At 62.8% G+C, this 15377-nt stretch carries 15 protein-coding genes; 9 read left to right on the top strand and 6 right to left on the bottom strand.

The window, feature by feature from the left end; genetic code table 11:
* Positions 1–74 precede the first annotated feature (74 nt).
* Entirely contained in the window at positions 75–1292 is a 1218-nt protein-coding gene (locus D7I37_RS05500; protein ID WP_061798920.1) for an aspartate aminotransferase family protein, read from the top strand.
* A 40-nt stretch (positions 1293–1332) separates the two neighbouring features.
* Here the strand turns inward: D7I37_RS05500 and D7I37_RS05495 are convergent, their stop codons facing one another.
* On the bottom strand, positions 1333–3411 hold the full coding sequence (locus D7I37_RS05495) for a YccS/YhfK family putative transporter (RefSeq protein ID WP_129543423.1): 2079 nt from the start codon (positions 3409–3411) through the stop codon (positions 1333–1335).
* A 51-nt stretch (positions 3412–3462) separates the two neighbouring features.
* Positions 3463–4095, bottom strand: coding sequence for a cAMP-activated global transcriptional regulator CRP (gene crp, locus D7I37_RS05490; protein ID WP_004090925.1), 633 nt, complete (start codon positions 4093–4095; stop codon positions 3463–3465).
* Between the two features lie 380 nt (positions 4096–4475).
* Between crp and D7I37_RS05485 the strand changes: the two genes are divergently transcribed.
* A complete protein-coding gene (locus tag D7I37_RS05485) occupies positions 4476–4883 on the top strand; it encodes an OsmC family protein (RefSeq protein ID WP_061798916.1) in 408 nt (135 codons plus the stop codon).
* 39 nt (positions 4884–4922) lie between these two features.
* On the opposite strand, the gene D7I37_RS05480 is transcribed toward D7I37_RS05485, so the two are convergent.
* From D7I37_RS05480 to D7I37_RS05470, 3 genes are all read right to left on the bottom strand, one after another.
* The gene (locus tag D7I37_RS05480; protein ID WP_061798915.1) at positions 4923–5792 is read right to left on the bottom strand and encodes a phosphoribulokinase; all 870 of its coding nucleotides are present in this window, start codon (positions 5790–5792) and stop codon (positions 4923–4925) included.
* Between the two features lie 157 nt (positions 5793–5949).
* Positions 5950–6183, bottom strand: coding sequence for a YheU family protein (locus D7I37_RS05475; protein WP_129543422.1), 234 nt, complete (start codon positions 6181–6183; stop codon positions 5950–5952).
* Entirely contained in the window at positions 6180–7160 is a 981-nt protein-coding gene (locus tag D7I37_RS05470) for a hydrolase (RefSeq protein ID WP_061798903.1), read from the bottom strand. Before D7I37_RS05470 ends, D7I37_RS05475 begins: the two co-directional genes overlap by 4 nt.
* A gap of 119 nt (positions 7161–7279) precedes the next feature.
* On the opposite strand from D7I37_RS05470, the gene D7I37_RS05465 reads away from it, so the two are divergent.
* Both D7I37_RS05465 and D7I37_RS05460 read left to right on the top strand, forming a co-directional pair.
* Complete coding sequence (locus D7I37_RS05465; RefSeq protein WP_061798901.1) at positions 7280–7882, top strand: LysE family translocator; 603 nt, start codon at positions 7280–7282, stop codon at positions 7880–7882.
* Positions 7883–7891: 9 nt separating this feature from the next.
* Positions 7892–8674: a PhzF family phenazine biosynthesis protein gene (locus tag D7I37_RS05460; protein ID WP_061798899.1), complete on the top strand. Its 783-nt coding sequence runs from the start codon at positions 7892–7894 to the stop codon at positions 8672–8674.
* Here the strand turns inward: D7I37_RS05460 and D7I37_RS05455 are convergent, their stop codons facing one another.
* The gene (locus D7I37_RS05455; protein ID WP_061798897.1) at positions 8675–9655 is read right to left on the bottom strand and encodes a LacI family DNA-binding transcriptional regulator; all 981 of its coding nucleotides are present in this window, start codon (positions 9653–9655) and stop codon (positions 8675–8677) included.
* Positions 9656–9898: 243 nt separating this feature from the next.
* Here D7I37_RS05455 and D7I37_RS05450 point away from each other — a divergent pair, with 243 nt between their 5' ends.
* The 5 genes from D7I37_RS05450 to D7I37_RS05430 are packed head-to-tail and all read left to right on the top strand — an operon-like array spanning position 9899 to position 15367.
* Complete coding sequence (locus D7I37_RS05450) at positions 9899–10810, top strand: GNAT family N-acetyltransferase (protein ID WP_129543421.1); 912 nt, start codon at positions 9899–9901, stop codon at positions 10808–10810.
* A gap of 31 nt (positions 10811–10841) precedes the next feature.
* Positions 10842–12101: an MFS transporter gene (locus tag D7I37_RS05445; protein WP_061798893.1), complete on the top strand. Its 1260-nt coding sequence runs from the start codon at positions 10842–10844 to the stop codon at positions 12099–12101.
* Positions 12094–13173, top strand: a complete 1080-nt coding sequence (locus D7I37_RS05440; RefSeq protein WP_129543420.1) for a Gfo/Idh/MocA family protein — start codon at positions 12094–12096, stop codon at positions 13171–13173. Before D7I37_RS05445 ends, D7I37_RS05440 begins: the two co-directional genes overlap by 8 nt.
* Complete coding sequence (locus D7I37_RS05435; RefSeq protein WP_129543419.1) at positions 13170–14234, top strand: sugar phosphate isomerase/epimerase; 1065 nt, start codon at positions 13170–13172, stop codon at positions 14232–14234. The genes D7I37_RS05440 and D7I37_RS05435 overlap by 4 nt, the downstream gene beginning before the upstream one ends.
* Positions 14231–15367, top strand: coding sequence for a Gfo/Idh/MocA family protein (locus D7I37_RS05430; RefSeq protein ID WP_095099594.1), 1137 nt, complete (start codon positions 14231–14233; stop codon positions 15365–15367). Before D7I37_RS05435 ends, D7I37_RS05430 begins: the two co-directional genes overlap by 4 nt.
* Positions 15368–15377: the final 10 nt, after the last annotated feature.

The raw sequence follows: 15377 nt of genomic DNA, 5'->3' as shown, positions 1-15377 counted from the left end.
TATGCATATTTTGTGATTATATTTTCACTCAATCATCAAAATAACGCTGAAAGACCTTCAGGGTGGGCCCGATAATGACCGAAAAATCCGCAGTAAGCCGCAGTACGTTTGATCAGGTTATCCTGCCTGTTTATGCACCCGCGCAGTTTGTTCCGGTGCGCGGCAAGGGCAGCCGGGTGTGGGATCAGCAGGGGAAAGAGTACATCGATTTCTCCGGCGGCATCGCGGTGACGGCGTTGGGCCATTGCCACCCGGCGCTGGTGGCGGCGCTGAAACAGCAGGGCGAAACCCTGTGGCATACCAGCAACGTTTTCACCAACGAACCGGCGCTGCGCCTGGCGAGCAAGCTGATCGCCGCCACCTTCGCCGATCGGGTGTTTTTCGCCAACTCCGGCGCCGAGGCCAACGAAGCGGCCTTCAAGCTGGCGCGCCACTACGCCATCACCCGCCACAGCCCGTACAAAACCAAAATCATCGCTTTCCATAACGCGTTCCACGGCCGCACGCTGTTCACCGTTTCGGTGGGCGGGCAGGCCAAGTATTCCGACGGTTTCGGGCCAAAGCCCGCCGATATCGTGCATGTGCCGTTCAACGATCTGGCGGCGGTGAAAGCGGTGATGGACGACCATACCTGCGCGGTGGTGATGGAGCCGATTCAGGGCGAAGGCGGCATCACGCCGGTGAACGCCGAATTCCTTAACGGGGTGCGCGCGCTGTGCGACCAGCATCAGGCGCTGCTGGTGTTTGACGAGGTGCAAAGCGGCATGGGCCGCAGCGGCAAGCTGTTCGCCTATATGCATTATGGCGTGACGCCGGACATTCTCACCACCGCCAAAGCGCTGGGCGGCGGCTTCCCGGTCAGCGCCATGCTGACCACCGAAGAGATCGCCTCGGTGATGCAGGTGGGCACCCACGGCACCACCTACGGCGGCAACCCGCTGGCCTGCGCGGTGGCGGAAGCGGCGCTGGACGTGATCAATACGCCGGAGGTGCTGAGCGGCGTTGAACAACGCCATGGCCTGTATGTCGACGCCTTGCGGAAGATTGGCGAAAAATACCGAATTTTCACCGACATTCGCGGCATGGGGCTGCTGATCGGCGCGGAGCTGACGCCGCAGTATCAGGGGCGGGCGCGGGATTTCCTCACCGCCGCCGCCGCGCGCGGGCTGATGATCCTCAACGCCGGGCCGAACGTGATCCGTTTTGCGCCGTCGCTGGTGGTGGAGCCGCAGGATATCGAGGCGGGCATGGCGCTGTTTGAACAGGCGGTGCAGGACGTGATCAACGCCTGAACCCGGCGTGCGACGATTGGGGCGCGGCCATGCCGCGCCCTTATTGATCGCGCAGCTTGCGTTTCAGCCAGATGCCGTGGTGCGGGCGCTGGCTCCAGGCCAGCGACGAAATGGTGTGCATCACGCTCAGGTGCGACAGGATGCGCCGCAGGTGGCGTTCCATCTCGGTGACCGGCATGTCGGGATGCAGATCCGGCGGCTGCATGATGCCGCTGTTGCTGCTGCTCGGCCCGTCGTATTCCAGCCGCTGCTGGCAGCTTTGCAGCGCGATTTCACAGGTTTGCAGGTACTCTCCCGCCAGCGTTGGCGTCAGCATGTAGTGCTCGCGCGCCAGGATGGTCATGGCGTTGAGGTGTTCGACGATAAACTGGCTGTGGGTGACCCACAGCCGCATATCCGCCAGATAATCCGAAGCGAATCCCGGTTCCTGCATCGCCTGATTCAGCGAGGTGAACAGCGCATTATGCGCCTGATTGACCTGCATGCGCGCATAGGCCAGCGCGGCGGGATCCGGCTCCCGTTCTTCCAGCATCAGCCGCAGCGCGCGCTGATCGTTTTCCAGCGCCTGGTGCGCGTTTTTGCGCAGCAGGCCGCTTTGCCACTGCGGCCACAGCCAGATGGTGCCGCCGAAGACCAGCACGCAGCCAATCAGCGTATCGACCAGGCGCGGCACCAGGAAATGGGAGCCGTTCAGCGCCAGCAGCTGTAGGGTGTACACCGCGGTAACCGTGAAGCCGATGACCGCCAGCCCGTAGTTTTTCCGCGAAACCAGGTAGGCCAGCAGCGTGATCGCCAACATGATGCTCAGGGTTTCGGCCTCCGGCAGCTGCAGCCGCAGCAGGCCGGCGGCGATCATCAGCCCGGCCAGGGTGCCGAGCGCACGGTGCTGGATCCGCACCCGGGTGGCATTGTAGCCGTTCTGGCTCACCAGCATGATGGTCAACAGGATCCAGTAAGGCTTGGGCAGGTTGAACATCATCCCCAGGCTGCTGCCGAGCGCCAGCGTGACGCCCAGCCGCGCGGCGTTGCGCAGGGCGTTGGACCTGAACGACAGGTAGCTGGCCAGCGCCGGCCAGAACGGCAGGCGGCTCTGATTGGCCATCAGATCGCGACGGTACAGCGGGCGCTGGGTGCGCAGCAGGCGGGCGATGCGGCTGAAATGGTAATAGCAGAACTGGCCGACCGGGTTGTCGGCATGCTGCGCCGCCACCTTCTCCAACGCCGCCAGTTCATGGGTCATATTGAAGCGCTGCGAATGCTGATGATAGAGGATATCGTGCGCCACCACGCGCAGCCGGCCGGCGATCACCTGGGCGTTGCGGCGGATAATCGCTTCGGCCTGGCTTTGCTCCACCAGTTTTTGCACCTCTTCCGGCTGATGCAGGCTGACGGTAATGTGCTCCTGCAGATCCAGCGCCACCTGGAAGGTGCGCAGCAGGCGTTTTTGCTCCAGATTGCTGGCGTGCGGCAGGAAGTTGAGCTGCTGATACAGCAGGCCGATCAGATCCATCACCTTTTGCTGGCGCACCAGCAGCGGCGGCAGCGCGGTTTGCGGATCGGTGTGCTGGGTCAGCAGCGAATATTTGGCCTCGCAGTAGTCCGCCAGCTCCAGATACAGCTGGCTCAAAGACTCGCGCATCGGCTGCTCTTTCCACAGCTTGAACCAGAACCAGGTGAACAGGCCGTACCAGGCGGTGCCGATGACGTACAGCAGCGGCGCCTGCCAGATCGGCACCGTACCGGCCATGCTGAGGGAAAAAATGGCGGCCACCAGCGCCGCCGGCAGCAGCCGGGCGTGCAGCGGGCTGATTTCCCCGCTGACGCCGAGCAGCAGCGCCAGGCCGAGCATCAGCGCCGGCAGCGGCACCTGCCACAGCAGCGCCTGTTGCAACAGCAGGCTGCTGAGCGCGAACAGCGAACCGCCGACGATCAGACGTTTAAAGAAGCGTTTATGGGGCGTGTCCAGCCCGGCGATGTTGCAGCAGGCGGGAACCAGCGAAAACAGCAGGCCGAGCTGCAGCTGGCCAATCAGCAGGCCGAGCAGTACCGGCAGGCACAGCACCAGCGTTTGCCGCAGTGCGTAGTTGACTTCGGGGTGGTAGATCAGGCGGCGCCACATCGCAGGCTGCAGATAAAAAAACGGCGCATCGCTGCGCCGTTTTTTCAGTGATTAACGCGTGCCGTAGACGACAATGGTTTTGCCGTGGGCGGAGATCAGGTTTTGGTCTTCCAGCATTTTCAGAATACGGCCAACGGTTTCGCGTGAGCAGCCGACGATCTGGCCGATTTCTTGACGGGTGATCTTGATCTGCATGCCGTCCGGGTGGGTCATGGCATCAGGCTGTTTCGCCAGGTTCAGCAGGGTTTGCGCGATGCGGCCGGTAACGTCCAGGAAGGCGAGGTTGCCCACTTTCTCGGAGGTGACCTGCAGGCGGCTTGCCATCTGGGCGGACAGGCGCATCAGGATGTCTGGGTTAACCTGGATCAGCTGACGGAATTTCTTATAGGAAATTTCAGCCACTTCACAGGCGGTCTTCGCCCGAACCCAGGCGCTGCGCTCCTGACCTTCTTCAAACAATCCGAGCTCGCCGATGAAATCCCCCTGGTTGAGGTAGGACAGGATCATCTCTTTACCTTCTTCATCCTTGATCAGCACCGCTACGGAGCCTTTCACGATGTAGTAAAGCGTTTCGGCCTTTTCACCTTGGTGAATCAGCGTACTCTTCGATGGATATTTGTGGATATGGCAATGAGACAGGAACCATTCGAGAGTAGGGTCTGTTTGCGGTTTGCCGAGAACCATTCGCTGTTATCCTCTGTTGTTATCGCTGCCTTGTGTCACAGGGGTCAGAGTTCCCTGTAAAACGTGCCTGTAGCCGTTGTCTGAGCGAGGGCTATCGGCAGGTTTTGAGGCGTGTCATAAATATACGCTGTCGCTCTAGCATATTAACTTGCCGGGAGAGCTGCAAGCTACATTCTATTAACATACCGGTAAAGGAGCCTTTCCCTGGGCGTTTCCCTGAAATCAGTGTCCCGGAAAGATTTATTGCGGCTCTGTTTGTAGCACAGAGTAAGGCGGGTGTCTTGTGTTGTCTCGCTTCAGCATGATTAGCATCAGGTTCCGTTGCCTGTTTCTATGCGAAAGCGTACCCTGATTTTAAGAAATCAACCGGAGTGACCAGTATGCAGGCAAGAGTCAAGTGGGTGGAAGGGTTAACGTTTCTGGGTGAATCGGCGTCAGGCCATCAGGTGCTGATGGACGGCAACGCCGGCGACAAGGCGCCCAGCCCGATGGAAATGGTGCTGATGTCGGTGGGCGGCTGCAGCGCGATCGACGTGGTGTCGATCCTGCAAAAAGGCCGCAACGACGTGCGCGACTGCGAAGTCAAACTGACCTCCGAACGCCGCGAAGAAGCGCCGCGCCTGTTTACCCGTATCAACCTGCATTTCATCGTGACCGGCCAGCATCTGACCGACAAGATCGTTGAGCGGGCGGTCAACCTGTCGGCCGAGAAGTATTGTTCGGTCGCGCTGATGCTGAACAAGGCCGCCAGCGTGACCCACAGCTTCGAGATCCGCAGCCCGGAATAACCGGTTAACGGGCGCGGCCAGCGCTGCGCCCGTGCGCTATCATTCGATCTTCTTGCCTTCCAGCAGCCGTTGCACCAGCGGCGCCATAATCAGCTCCATCGCCAGCCCCATTTTGCCGCCCGGCACCACCAGCGTGTTGATGTGCGAGATGAACGAGCCCTGCAGCATCGCCAGCAGGTAGGGGAAATCAATCTGATCCAGCCCGCGGAAGTGGATCACCACGAAGCTTTCATCCAGCGAGGGGATCGCCTTGGCGGCGAACGGGTTGGAGGTGTCCACCGTCGGCACGCGCTGGAAGTTGATGTGGGTGCGCGAGAACTGCGGCGTAATGTAGTTGATGTAGTCTTCCATCGAACGCACGACAGAGTCCATCACCGCCTCGCGGGAATGGCCGCGCTCGCCGGTATCGCGGATCAGCTTCTGGATCCATTCCAGGTTGACTATCGGCACCACCCCGACCAGCAGGTCGACATGGTTGGCCACGTCGTTGTGTTCGGTGACCACGCCGCCGTGCAGGCCCTCGTAAAACAGCACGTCGGTCGGCGCCGGCAGCGGCTCCCAGGGGGTGAAGGTGCCGGGCACCTGATTGTAGGGCACCGCCTCGTCATAGGTGTGCAGGTACTTGCGCGAGCGGCCGGTGCCGTTTTTGCCGTACTCGATAAAGCTCTGCTGCAGCAGGCCGAAATCGTTGGCCTCGGGGCCGAAGTAGCTGATATGCCGCCCCAGGTCGCGCGCCTTGCGGATCGCCGCGTCCATTTCCGGCCGGGTATAGCGGTGGAAGCTGTCGCCTTCGAGCTCCGCGGCGCGAATGTTGAGCTGCTGGAAAATCTTGCGGAACGCCACGCTGGTGGTGGTGGTGCCGGCGCCGCTGGAGCCGGTCACCGCGATAACGGGATGTTTGGCAGACATGATGGTTGTCACTCCGTGTTAAATGCGCCGGCGTCAGATTCAGATAATGGTTATGGGTTTGTTTGACGCCCTTTCGCCGGGGGCAAAATCTCGCGCGCTGGTTTGCAATGGCCCATTGTTACCTGATTTTTTCCGTCAGTCATAGAACCGATAACCACTAAATTTCTTCCTGCCCGGCGCGTAGCTGCCCGCGCGGCATGATGTTGACGGTTTCATGCAGCTCCGACCACATCAGCACCACTTCGCCGCTTTTCAGCTGGCGGCGCACGTCTTCCACCTTCTGTTCCAGCGAGCGTTCATATTCGCCGTAGTCGGTGCCTTCCCGCAGCACAAAGGATTCGATCAGGCTGTTCAGGGTGTCGGTTGCCAATTCTTTCCAGGGGATAATCACGTCGGGATGTCCAGATAAGGGGATAGCCAGGATGGAATGCGATATTCCAGCCACATTTGCGGTTTTTTCAGCGTGCCGCCAACGAAGCCGACGTGGCCGCCAAACTCGGTCAGCTGGTATTCGATGTTGCGCGGCAGGTTGGCGACTTCGGGGATCACTTCATCGGTCATGAAGGGATCGTCCTTCGCATGGATGATCAGCAGCGGCGTTTGGATCGCCGGCAGCAACGGCAGCGCGCTGCAGCGCCGGTAATAATCGGTGGCGTCGCTGAAGCCGTGGATGCGCGAGGTGATGGCGTCGTCGAACTCGCGGATGCGCCGCAGGCGATTGAGCTGCGGCAGCCTGAGCGGCAGGGTGTCCGGATAGTGCAGCAGCTTGCGGGTGGCGTTTTGCTTCAGCTGCCCCAGCAGATAGCGCTGATAAACGCGGGAAAATCCCTGATCCATGCGGAACGAACAGGGTTCCAGCATCAGCGGCGCCGATACCACCACCGCCGCCTGCAGCAGGCTGTCGGCGCCCTGCTGGGCCAGATAACAGGCCAGCATGTTGCCGCCGAGCGAGACGCCCACCGCGGCGGTCGGCGCCGTACCGTAAGTGGCGCGCAGCCACTGCAGGAAGAAGCGGGCGTCTTCGGTTTCACCGGAATGGTAGATGCGCTGCTTGCGATTGGGCACGCCGCTGCAGCCGCGAAAATGCATCACCACGCCGAGCCAGCCTTTTTCGCGCCAGGCGTTGAGCAGGCCGTGTGCGTACGGGCTGTAGAAGTTGCCTTCCAGGCCGTGGAACAGCACCACGCGCGGTTTGTCGCCGGCCAGCGCGGGGTCCTCGCTCCAGGCGAGATCGACAAAATCGCCGTCGGGCAATTCCAGCCGCTGCCAGTGCGGTTTCAACAACACGCGGCGGCGCACCAGCCGCGGCAATAGCGTTTGCAGGTGCGGATTGCTGGCCCCGCTCAGGGGGCGAAAAGATTCATGCATAACCTGAATAAAAATCTTGTTGGCGGCTATTGTGAGATCAATAGCGCACTGTTAGCTTCAATACCATGAATTGACAATAATACTGCAAAAAAGCGACCTGGGTGAGGAGCACCCGCCTCATGGAACTGAGTTTATTTCTTTCGATGTTAGGCTTCCTGTGGGTAGCCGCCATCACGCCTGGCCCCAATAATATGTTACTGACCACCTCCGGCGCCAATTTCGGCTTTATGCGCTCGCTGTGGCTGATGATCGGCATCATGCTCGGCATGCAAAGCATCCTGCTGCTGGTGGCGTTCGGCGTCGGCAGCCTGATCCTGGTTTACCCGTCGCTGCACCTGATCCTGAAAATTCTCGGTAGCCTGTATCTGCTGTGGCTGGCGTGGAAAGTCGCCACCGCCGCCTATGAAAAGCTGGAGACCGACGTGGCGCCGCCCAAACCGGTGCGTTTGTATCAGGGCTGGCTGCTGCAGTTCCTCAACCCCAAGGCCTGGCTGATGGCGCTGGGCGCGGTGGCGAGCTTCAGCCTGGCGGGCGACGAGTATAACCATTCCATCGCGGCGATTGCGTTGGGCATTCTGGTGGTGAATATTATCGCCGGCATTATCTGGCTGGGATTCGGCACGGTGATCGGCCGCCTGCTGCGCAGCAAGAAAGCCTGGATTATCTTCAACGTTTCCATGGGGTTGTTGACCGCAGCCTGCGTGTTGCTGATCTGGCACTGAGGACATGTTATGACGGAAAACTATTTCCACGTCGTCGCCTTTACCGGTGACGGCCTGCGCGGCAATCCGGCCGGCGTTTGCCTGTTGCCGCAGCCGCTGCCGGCGGCGCGGATGCAGGCCATCGCCAACGAAATCGGCCTGCCGGAAACCAGTTTCGTCTGGGATGACGGCGACATGACGGCGATCCGCTGGTTCACCCCCGAGCGTGAAGTGGACCTGTGCGGGCACGGCACGCTGGCGGCCGCGCACGTGATGTTCAGCGCGGTCAATCCGGCGCTGCAGGATATCCGTTTCCGCTCGGCCGGCGGCGAGCTGTACGTCAAGCGCGACGCGCAGGACGGCGAGCGCCTGGTGCTCGATTTCCCGTCGCGGCCGCCGCAGAAGGTCGCGGAGCCCGCCGGGCTGGCGGCGCTGCTGGGCGCCAGGCCGCAGGAAGTGTGGCAGGCCAACGCGCTGCTGGCGGTGTTGGGGAATGAGGCGCAGCTGCGGGCGTTGCAGCCGGATATCCCGGCGTTGATCGCGTTGGCCGGCCGCGCGGTGATCGTCAGCGCGCCGGGCGAGGACGTGGACTTCGTCTCGCGCTATTTCACCCTGGACGGCGGCGAAGATCCGGTAACCGGCTCAGCGCACTGCACGCTGCTGCCTTACTGGACGGCGCGTCTTGGCCGCCACCGGCTGCACGCGCGGCAGATCTCGGCGCGCGGCGGCGAGTTGTTCTGCGAGCAGAAGGGCGATCGCACGCTGATCGGCGGCTATGCGCAGACATTTTTACGCGGTGAAATCAGCCTGTAATCAGGCCGAACCGCGTCGCACCAGCCGCCAGTCGAGCACGTCATTGCTCGGCGGCTGCTGCGGGTTTTTAATTTTCTCCAGCAGCAACTGCACGCTGCGCACGCCAAACTGGTGCATCGGCTGTTCGACGGTGGTCAGCGGCGGGGTGGTGACGGCGCCGAACGGCACGCCGTCGAAGCCCATTACCGCCACCTCAGCCGGGATCGCCAACCCCTGCCGGTGCAGGGTGCTCATCGCGCCGCCGGCGATCACGTCGGAGATGGCGAACACCGCATCCGGCCGCGGTTGCGCGTCCAGCAGCCGGCTCATCGCCAGCGCGCCGGCGGCATATTCCAGCCCTTCAACGTATTCCACCCGGCAATAGTCCAGCCCCAGTTCGGCCAGCGCCTGTCGGTAACCCTGTTCCCGCTGCTGTGAATAGAGGTAACGCATATCGCTGTTGATCAGCGCAATGCGCCGTCGGCCCTGCGCCGCCAGATAGCGCACGCCGGCCATCGCCGCCTGGTGGTTGTCGATGGTGACCGACGAGGCGCGAAAGTGGGGATCGCCTTCGCCGCACTGCACCCAGGGGAAATCGCCGATCATGGCGGTCAGGCCGGGCAGGCAGCTGACGGCGTCCATGGTGATCACGCCGTCCACCACTTTGCCGCTCAGCAGGCTGAGGTAGGCGGATTCGCGCGTCGGGTTGGATTCGGAGTTGCACAGCAGAATGTGGTAGCCGTGGCGTTCGGCTTCTTCTTCGATGCCGCGCACCACCAGCGAACAAAAGGGGTTGGTGATGCTGGAGACCAGCACCAGCAGCATGCGGCTGCGTGCGGTGCGCAGCTGGCGCGCCAGCAGGTTGGGCTGATAGTCGCATTCGCGGATCGCCGCCAGCACCCTGTCGCGGGTGGCCGGTTTGACGATTTGCTGGCCGTTCAACACCCTCGAGACGGTTGCGGCGGAGACGCCGGCGAGTTTCGCCACCTTTTCTATCGACATGGTTTGCTGTTCCTTCTGCCCATTTGCCCCGCACAATATGCCGAAGTGCGGGAGCCTGTCCGCGCCCGGCCACCGGATTGTGACGGCGGTTACAAATTCATCTTATCAATGCCTTTCTCTACATTAATCAGGTTGCCGAAAAAAAGAAATCGATTACATTTTGCTCATGGTGAAAATGAAATCGATTACATTTCATGATTTCGCGTTATTTCGCCGGCTTCCTAAACGAAAAAGAGGTGGCGGATGCAACTTTCATTAGCGCAACAGGGCGATCGCCAGGAGATTGCACGGCTGATTCAGCAATCGACCAACGCCTGGTATCGGCGTCACGGCATGGGCGACATTTTCCCCGCCGAGCCGGACGGCTGCGGGCTGTTCGTCGACGTATATCGCCGGCTGGATCCCGACCGGCACTGGATAGTGCGCGATGAACAGGGGGTGCTGTGCGGCTCCTGCTTTTTCCACCCGCGCGCTACGCATCTCGGGCTGGGCATCATGAATGTGCATCCCGATTATTTCGGCCGCGGCATCGCCGCGCAGTTGATTGTCAAGGCCGACGAGCTGGCGGGCGATTTGCCTATCCGGCTGTTGTCCAGCGCGCTGAACCTCGACTCCTACGCGCTGTATCACCGCGCCGGCTTTACCCCTTATGCGATGTATCAGGATATGGCGATCCCGGTGCCGGCCGAGGGATTTCCCGCTCTGCGGCTGACGCGCGGCCGGGTGCGCGCCGCCCGGCCGGACGATCTGGCCGGCATCCTGCAGTTGGAACGAGAGCTGTTGGGCATCGAACGGCGGCGAGACATCGACGACTTCCTCAATGACGCCGGCGGACTGTGGCGCACTGCGGTGTGGGAGCTGGACGGCGGCATCGGCGGTTACCTGGCCTCGGTGGCGCACCCGGCTTTGCGCATGCTGGGGCCGGGCTGCAGCCACAGCGAAGAGATCGCGCTGGAGCTGATCGGCTGGATGCTGGATCGGCATCACCGCGGCGAAACGCCGGTGGTGCTGGTGCCGGCCCGGCGTTCCGCCCTCAGCCAGGTGCTGCTGCAGTGGGGCGGGCGGATTTGCGAATTGCATGTGGCGCAGGTGAAAGGCCATGCGCAGCAACCCGGCGGTGTGGTTATGCCGTCCTTCCTGCCGGAAAGCGGTTAGACAACATTACAACAATACCGAGGGGGGAATTATGCAAACTGACAGCGCGGCCCTGGGGGCCAAAAGCGTCGAATTCAAATGGGTAGTGCCGCGGTTGGCGCTGATGATGTTCCTGCAGTTCTTTGTCTGGGGCGCCTGGTACGTCACGCTCGGCGTGGTGATGGGCAAGTACGGGCTGGCGGCGATCATCGGCGACGCCTATTCCACCGGCCCGATCGCCTCGATCCTGTCGCCGTTCGTGCTGGGCATGGTGGTGGACCGCTTCTTCGCCTCGCAGAAGGTGCTGGGCGTCCTGCACTTGATTGGCGCCGGGCTGCTGTGGCTGATGCCGGGTTTCTTCAGCAGCGGGCAGAGCGGCCTGCTGTGGGTCATCTTCGGCTACATGCTGTGCTATATGCCGACCATCGCCCTCAGCAACAACGTGGCGTTTTACAGCCTGAGCAACAGCGAGAAGGCCTTCCCGGTGGTGCGGGCGTTCGGCACCTTCGGCTGGATCGTCGCCGGCCTGATCGTCGGCGCCGGCGGGCTGTCCGACAGCACCGGCATTTTCACGCTGGCGGCGGCGGCTTCGCTGGTGCTGGCCATTTACAGCTTTACCCTGCCGCATACCCCGGCGCCGGAGCGCGGCAAGCCGGTAAAAATGCGCGACCTGCTGTGCGCCGATGCGTTCGCCATGCTGAAACAGCGGCATTTCCTGGTGTTCATCATCTGCGCCACGCTGATTTCCATTCCGCTGGCGGCCTATTACGCCTATGCCGCGCCCTTCGTGGCGGCCACCGGCTTCAGCAACGTCGGCGGCGTGATGTCGCTGGGGCAGATGTCCGAGCTGTTCTTTATGCTGCTGATCCCCTTCCTGTTCGCCCGGCTGGGCATCAAGGCGATGTTGCTGATCGGCATGCTGTCCTGGTTCCTGCGCTACGTGATGTTCGCGTTGGGCATCACCGAGGAGCTGCGCTGGATGATTTACCTCGGCATCATCCTGCACGGCATGTGTTACGACTTCTTCTTTGTGATCGGTTTTATCTACACCGACAAGGTGGCGGGCGATAAGGTCAAGGGACAGGCGCAGAGCCTGCTGGTGCTGTTCACCTACGGACTGGGCATGCTGATCGGCTCGCAGATCAGCGGCGCGCTGTTCAACCGCCTGGTGACGGCGGAAGGGGCGGCGGCGTTGCCGCAGTGGCAGAGCTTCTGGTGGTATCCGGCGGTCGGCGCGCTGGTTATCGCCGCGCTGTTCTTCTTTACCTTCAACTACCGGGAAACCCCGCAGGGGGAGAAGCGAGATGGCTGATTTACGCGTACTGGTGGTGGGCTGCGGCAATATGGGGGCTTCGCACGCCGAAGCTTACCACGGCATGGCGGGCGTCGAGATTTGCGGGCTGGTGGCGCGCGGCGATACCCGGCGCCGGCTCAATGCCCGGCTGGGCGGCGGCTACCCGGAGTTCAGCGACTTCGCGCAGGCGCTGGCGGTTACGCGCCCGGATGCGGTCTGTCTGACCACCTGGCCTGACACCCACGAACCCTATGCGCTGGCGGCGCTGGCCGCCGGCTGCCATCTGTTTATTGAAAAGCCGCTCGCCACCACCGTGGCCGGGGCGGAGCGGGTGATCGCCGCCGCGCGCGCCGCCGGCAGGCAGGTGGTGGTCGGGTATATCCTGCGGCATCACCCGTCGTGGCGGCAGTTTGTCGAGCTGGCGCGCGGCCTGGGCAAGCCGCTGGTGATGCGCATGAACCTCAACCAGCAGAGCCACGGCGCGATGTGGGACGTGCATCGCAACCTGATGCAGTCGCTGTCGCCGATCGTCGACTGCGGCGTGCATTACCTCGACGTCATGTGCCAGATGACCGAGTCGGAACCGATCGGCGTCAGCGCCATCGGCGCGCGGCTGAGCGATGCGCTGCCGCCGGAGATGTACAACTACGGCCAGCTGCAGGTGCGCTTCGCCGACGGCTCGGTCGGTTGGTACGAAGCGGGCTGGGGGCCGATGATCAGCGAAACCGCTTTTTTTGTGAAAGACGTCATCGGCCCGCTGGGGGCGGTTTCGATCGTGGCGCGGCAGGCGGCGGGAGCGTCGGATAACGTCGACGCCCATACCCGCACCGAATCGCTGCGCATCCATTACGCGCAGCTCGACGGCGCCAATAGGTTCGTTCGCCCGGACCGCTGGATCGACTGTCAGGACGAACCGGATCATCTGGCGCTGTGCCTGAGCGAGCAACGTTACTTTTTGCAGGCGATACGCGAAGGGCTGGATCTTGGCCGCCACTGGCAGGATGCGGTGAACAGCCTGCGGGTGGTATTGGCGGCGGATGAAGCGGTGCGCGGCCAGAAAACGGTAACCTTAGGGAGAAAAGGATCATGAAGACCATTCAGGGGCCGGGACTGTTTCTGGCGCAGTTTATCGGCGCGCAGGCGCCGTTTGATACGTTGGACGGGCTGGCCGACTGGGCCGCCGGGCTGGGGTTCAAAAGCCTGCAGATCCCGACCGGCACGCCGTCCATTTTTGACCTGGAGCGGGCGGCGCATTGCCAGGAATATTGCGACGAGGTGCGCGAACGGCTGGCGCGGCGCGGCCTGGCGATTTCCGAACTGTCCACGCATCTGCAGGGGCAGCTGGTGGCGGTGCATCCGGCTTACGATGCGGCCTTCGACGGCTTCGCTCCGCCGCCGCTGCGCGGCAACCCGCAGGCGCGGCAGGCATGGGCGACCGAGCAGTTGCTGATGGCGGCGCAGGCGTCGCGGCGGCTCGGACTGACGGCGCACGTGACCTTTTCCGGCGCGCTGGCCTGGCCTTACTTCTATCCCTGGCCGCCGCACAACGCCCTGTTGCTGGAGGAGGCCTTCAGCCAGCTGGCGCAGCGCTGGCGGCCGATCCTCGACGCCTTCGACGATGCCGGCGTCGATCTCTGCTATGAGCTGCATCCGGGGGAAGACCTGCACGACGGCGTGACCTTCGAGCGCTTCCTGCGCCAGGTCGGCAATCACCCGCGCTGCCACATTTTGTACGACCCCAGCCATCTGCATTTGCAACAGATGGACTACCTCGGGTTTATCGATCTGTATCACTCGCGCATCCGGGCGTTTCACGTTAAAGACGCCGAGTATCGGCTCAGCGCCCGCAGCGGCGTCTATGGCGGCTATCAGCCATGGCTGGAAAGGCCGGGACGTTTTCGTTCGCTCGGCGACGGGCAGATAGACTTCCCGGCGATTTTCAGCAAGCTGGCGCAGTACGACTTCCCCGGCTGGGCCACGCTGGAATGGGAGTGCTGCCTGAAGTCGCCGGAGGTTGGCGCGCGGGAAGGGGCCGAGTTCATCGCCCGCCATATCATTCCGGTCGCCGGCCGGGCGTTTGATGATTTCGCCGCCGGCGGCGGCGAAGCCAGACAGATTAAAAAGATGCTGGGCATCGGAGAGCAGCCATGAGATTACGCTTGGGCATGGTCGGGGGCGGCGAAGGGGCGTTTATCGGCGCGGTGCATCGGTTGGCGGCGCGGATGGACGACGAGTTTGAGCTGGTGGCCGGGGCCTTCTCCTCCGACGCCGAAAACTGCCGCCGCACCGGCGAACGGCTGCACCTCGATCCGCAGCGCTGTTACCGCGACTTCAGCCGGATGGCGCAGGCGGAAGCGGCCCGCGCCGACGGCATCGATGCGGTGGCGATCGTGACCCCTAACTACCTGCATGCGCCGGTGGCGAGCGCCTTCCTCAACGCCGGCATCGACGTCATCTGCGACAAACCGTTGTGCAACAGCTACGCCGAGGCGCTGCAGCTGGCCGAGACGGTGCGGCGCAGTGGGCGGCAGCTCATTCTGACCCATAACTACAGCGCCTATCCGCTGGTGCGCGAGGCGCGCAGCCGGGTGCTGGCCGGTGAGCTGGGAGAGCTGCGCTTTATCGAGGTGGAGTATCTGCAGGAGTGGCTGGCGCAGCCGCTGGAGCTGACCGACAACAAGCAGGCCGGTTGGCGCGCTCAGCCGGAGAAGGCCGGCGCCGGCTGCATCGGCGACGTGGGTACCCACGCCTGGCAGCTGGCGCAGTTTGTCAGCGGCCTGCTGCCGCAGGCGATCAGCGCCGAACTCAGCACCTTTATTGCGGGCCGCCGGTTGGATGACGACGTGCGGGTGCAAATGCGTTACGCCAACGGCGCCAAAGGCCGCCTGTGGGCCAGCCAGGTGGCCTGCGGGCACGAAAATGGCCTGCGGCTGCGGGTATACGGCAGCGAGGGCAGCCTGGCGTTTTGCCAGGAGCAGCCGAACCAGCTGTGGGTGCGCCCGCGGGACGCGCCGGCCTACTGCATTACCCGCGCGTCGTCTTTCCAGTATGCGGAGAACCGCCAGCTGGCGCGGGTGCCTGCGGGCCACCCCGAAGGGTATCTGGAGGGCTTCGGCCAGATCTACCGCGAGGCCGCGCGCCGGCTGCGTGAAGGGCCGCAGGCTGCGCCGCTGCTGCCGGGGATTGAAGCCGGGGTGCAGGGCATGGCGTTTATCGACGCGGCCCAGCGCAGCAGCCTCGCCGGTGGAGAGTGGATCGATATAGAAGAATTCATATTTCATTAAGTAATAAAGA

It is taken from the genome of Serratia sp. 1D1416, assembly GCF_003641105.1.
Classification (GTDB): Bacteria; Pseudomonadota; Gammaproteobacteria; order Enterobacterales; family Enterobacteriaceae; genus Serratia; species Serratia ficaria.
This window is presented reverse-complemented; position numbering and strand designations above follow the sequence as displayed.

Excerpts from the sequence above, each read along its gene's own strand:
- D7I37_RS05500 (WP_061798920.1), top strand. The coding sequence starts at position 75 with ATGACCGAAAAATCCGCAGTAAGCCGCAGTACGTTTGATCAGGTTATC.
- D7I37_RS05495 (WP_129543423.1), bottom strand. The coding sequence starts at position 3,411 with ATGTGGCGCCGCCTGATCTACCACCCCGAAGTCAACTACGCACTGCGG.
- crp (WP_004090925.1), bottom strand. The coding sequence starts at position 4,095 with ATGGTTCTCGGCAAACCGCAAACAGACCCTACTCTCGAATGGTTCCTG.
- D7I37_RS05485 (WP_061798916.1), top strand. The coding sequence starts at position 4,476 with ATGCAGGCAAGAGTCAAGTGGGTGGAAGGGTTAACGTTTCTGGGTGAA.
- D7I37_RS05480 (WP_061798915.1), bottom strand. The coding sequence starts at position 5,792 with ATGTCTGCCAAACATCCCGTTATCGCGGTGACCGGCTCCAGCGGCGCC.
- D7I37_RS05470 (WP_061798903.1), bottom strand. The coding sequence starts at position 7,160 with ATGCATGAATCTTTTCGCCCCCTGAGCGGGGCCAGCAATCCGCACCTG.
- D7I37_RS05465 (WP_061798901.1), top strand. The coding sequence starts at position 7,280 with ATGGAACTGAGTTTATTTCTTTCGATGTTAGGCTTCCTGTGGGTAGCC.
- D7I37_RS05460 (WP_061798899.1), top strand. The coding sequence starts at position 7,892 with ATGACGGAAAACTATTTCCACGTCGTCGCCTTTACCGGTGACGGCCTG.
- D7I37_RS05455 (WP_061798897.1), bottom strand. The coding sequence starts at position 9,655 with ATGTCGATAGAAAAGGTGGCGAAACTCGCCGGCGTCTCCGCCGCAACC.
- D7I37_RS05450 (WP_129543421.1), top strand. The coding sequence starts at position 9,899 with ATGCAACTTTCATTAGCGCAACAGGGCGATCGCCAGGAGATTGCACGG.
- D7I37_RS05445 (WP_061798893.1), top strand. The coding sequence starts at position 10,842 with ATGCAAACTGACAGCGCGGCCCTGGGGGCCAAAAGCGTCGAATTCAAA.
- D7I37_RS05440 (WP_129543420.1), top strand. The coding sequence starts at position 12,094 with ATGGCTGATTTACGCGTACTGGTGGTGGGCTGCGGCAATATGGGGGCT.
- D7I37_RS05435 (WP_129543419.1), top strand. The coding sequence starts at position 13,170 with ATGAAGACCATTCAGGGGCCGGGACTGTTTCTGGCGCAGTTTATCGGC.
- D7I37_RS05430 (WP_095099594.1), top strand. The coding sequence starts at position 14,231 with ATGAGATTACGCTTGGGCATGGTCGGGGGCGGCGAAGGGGCGTTTATC.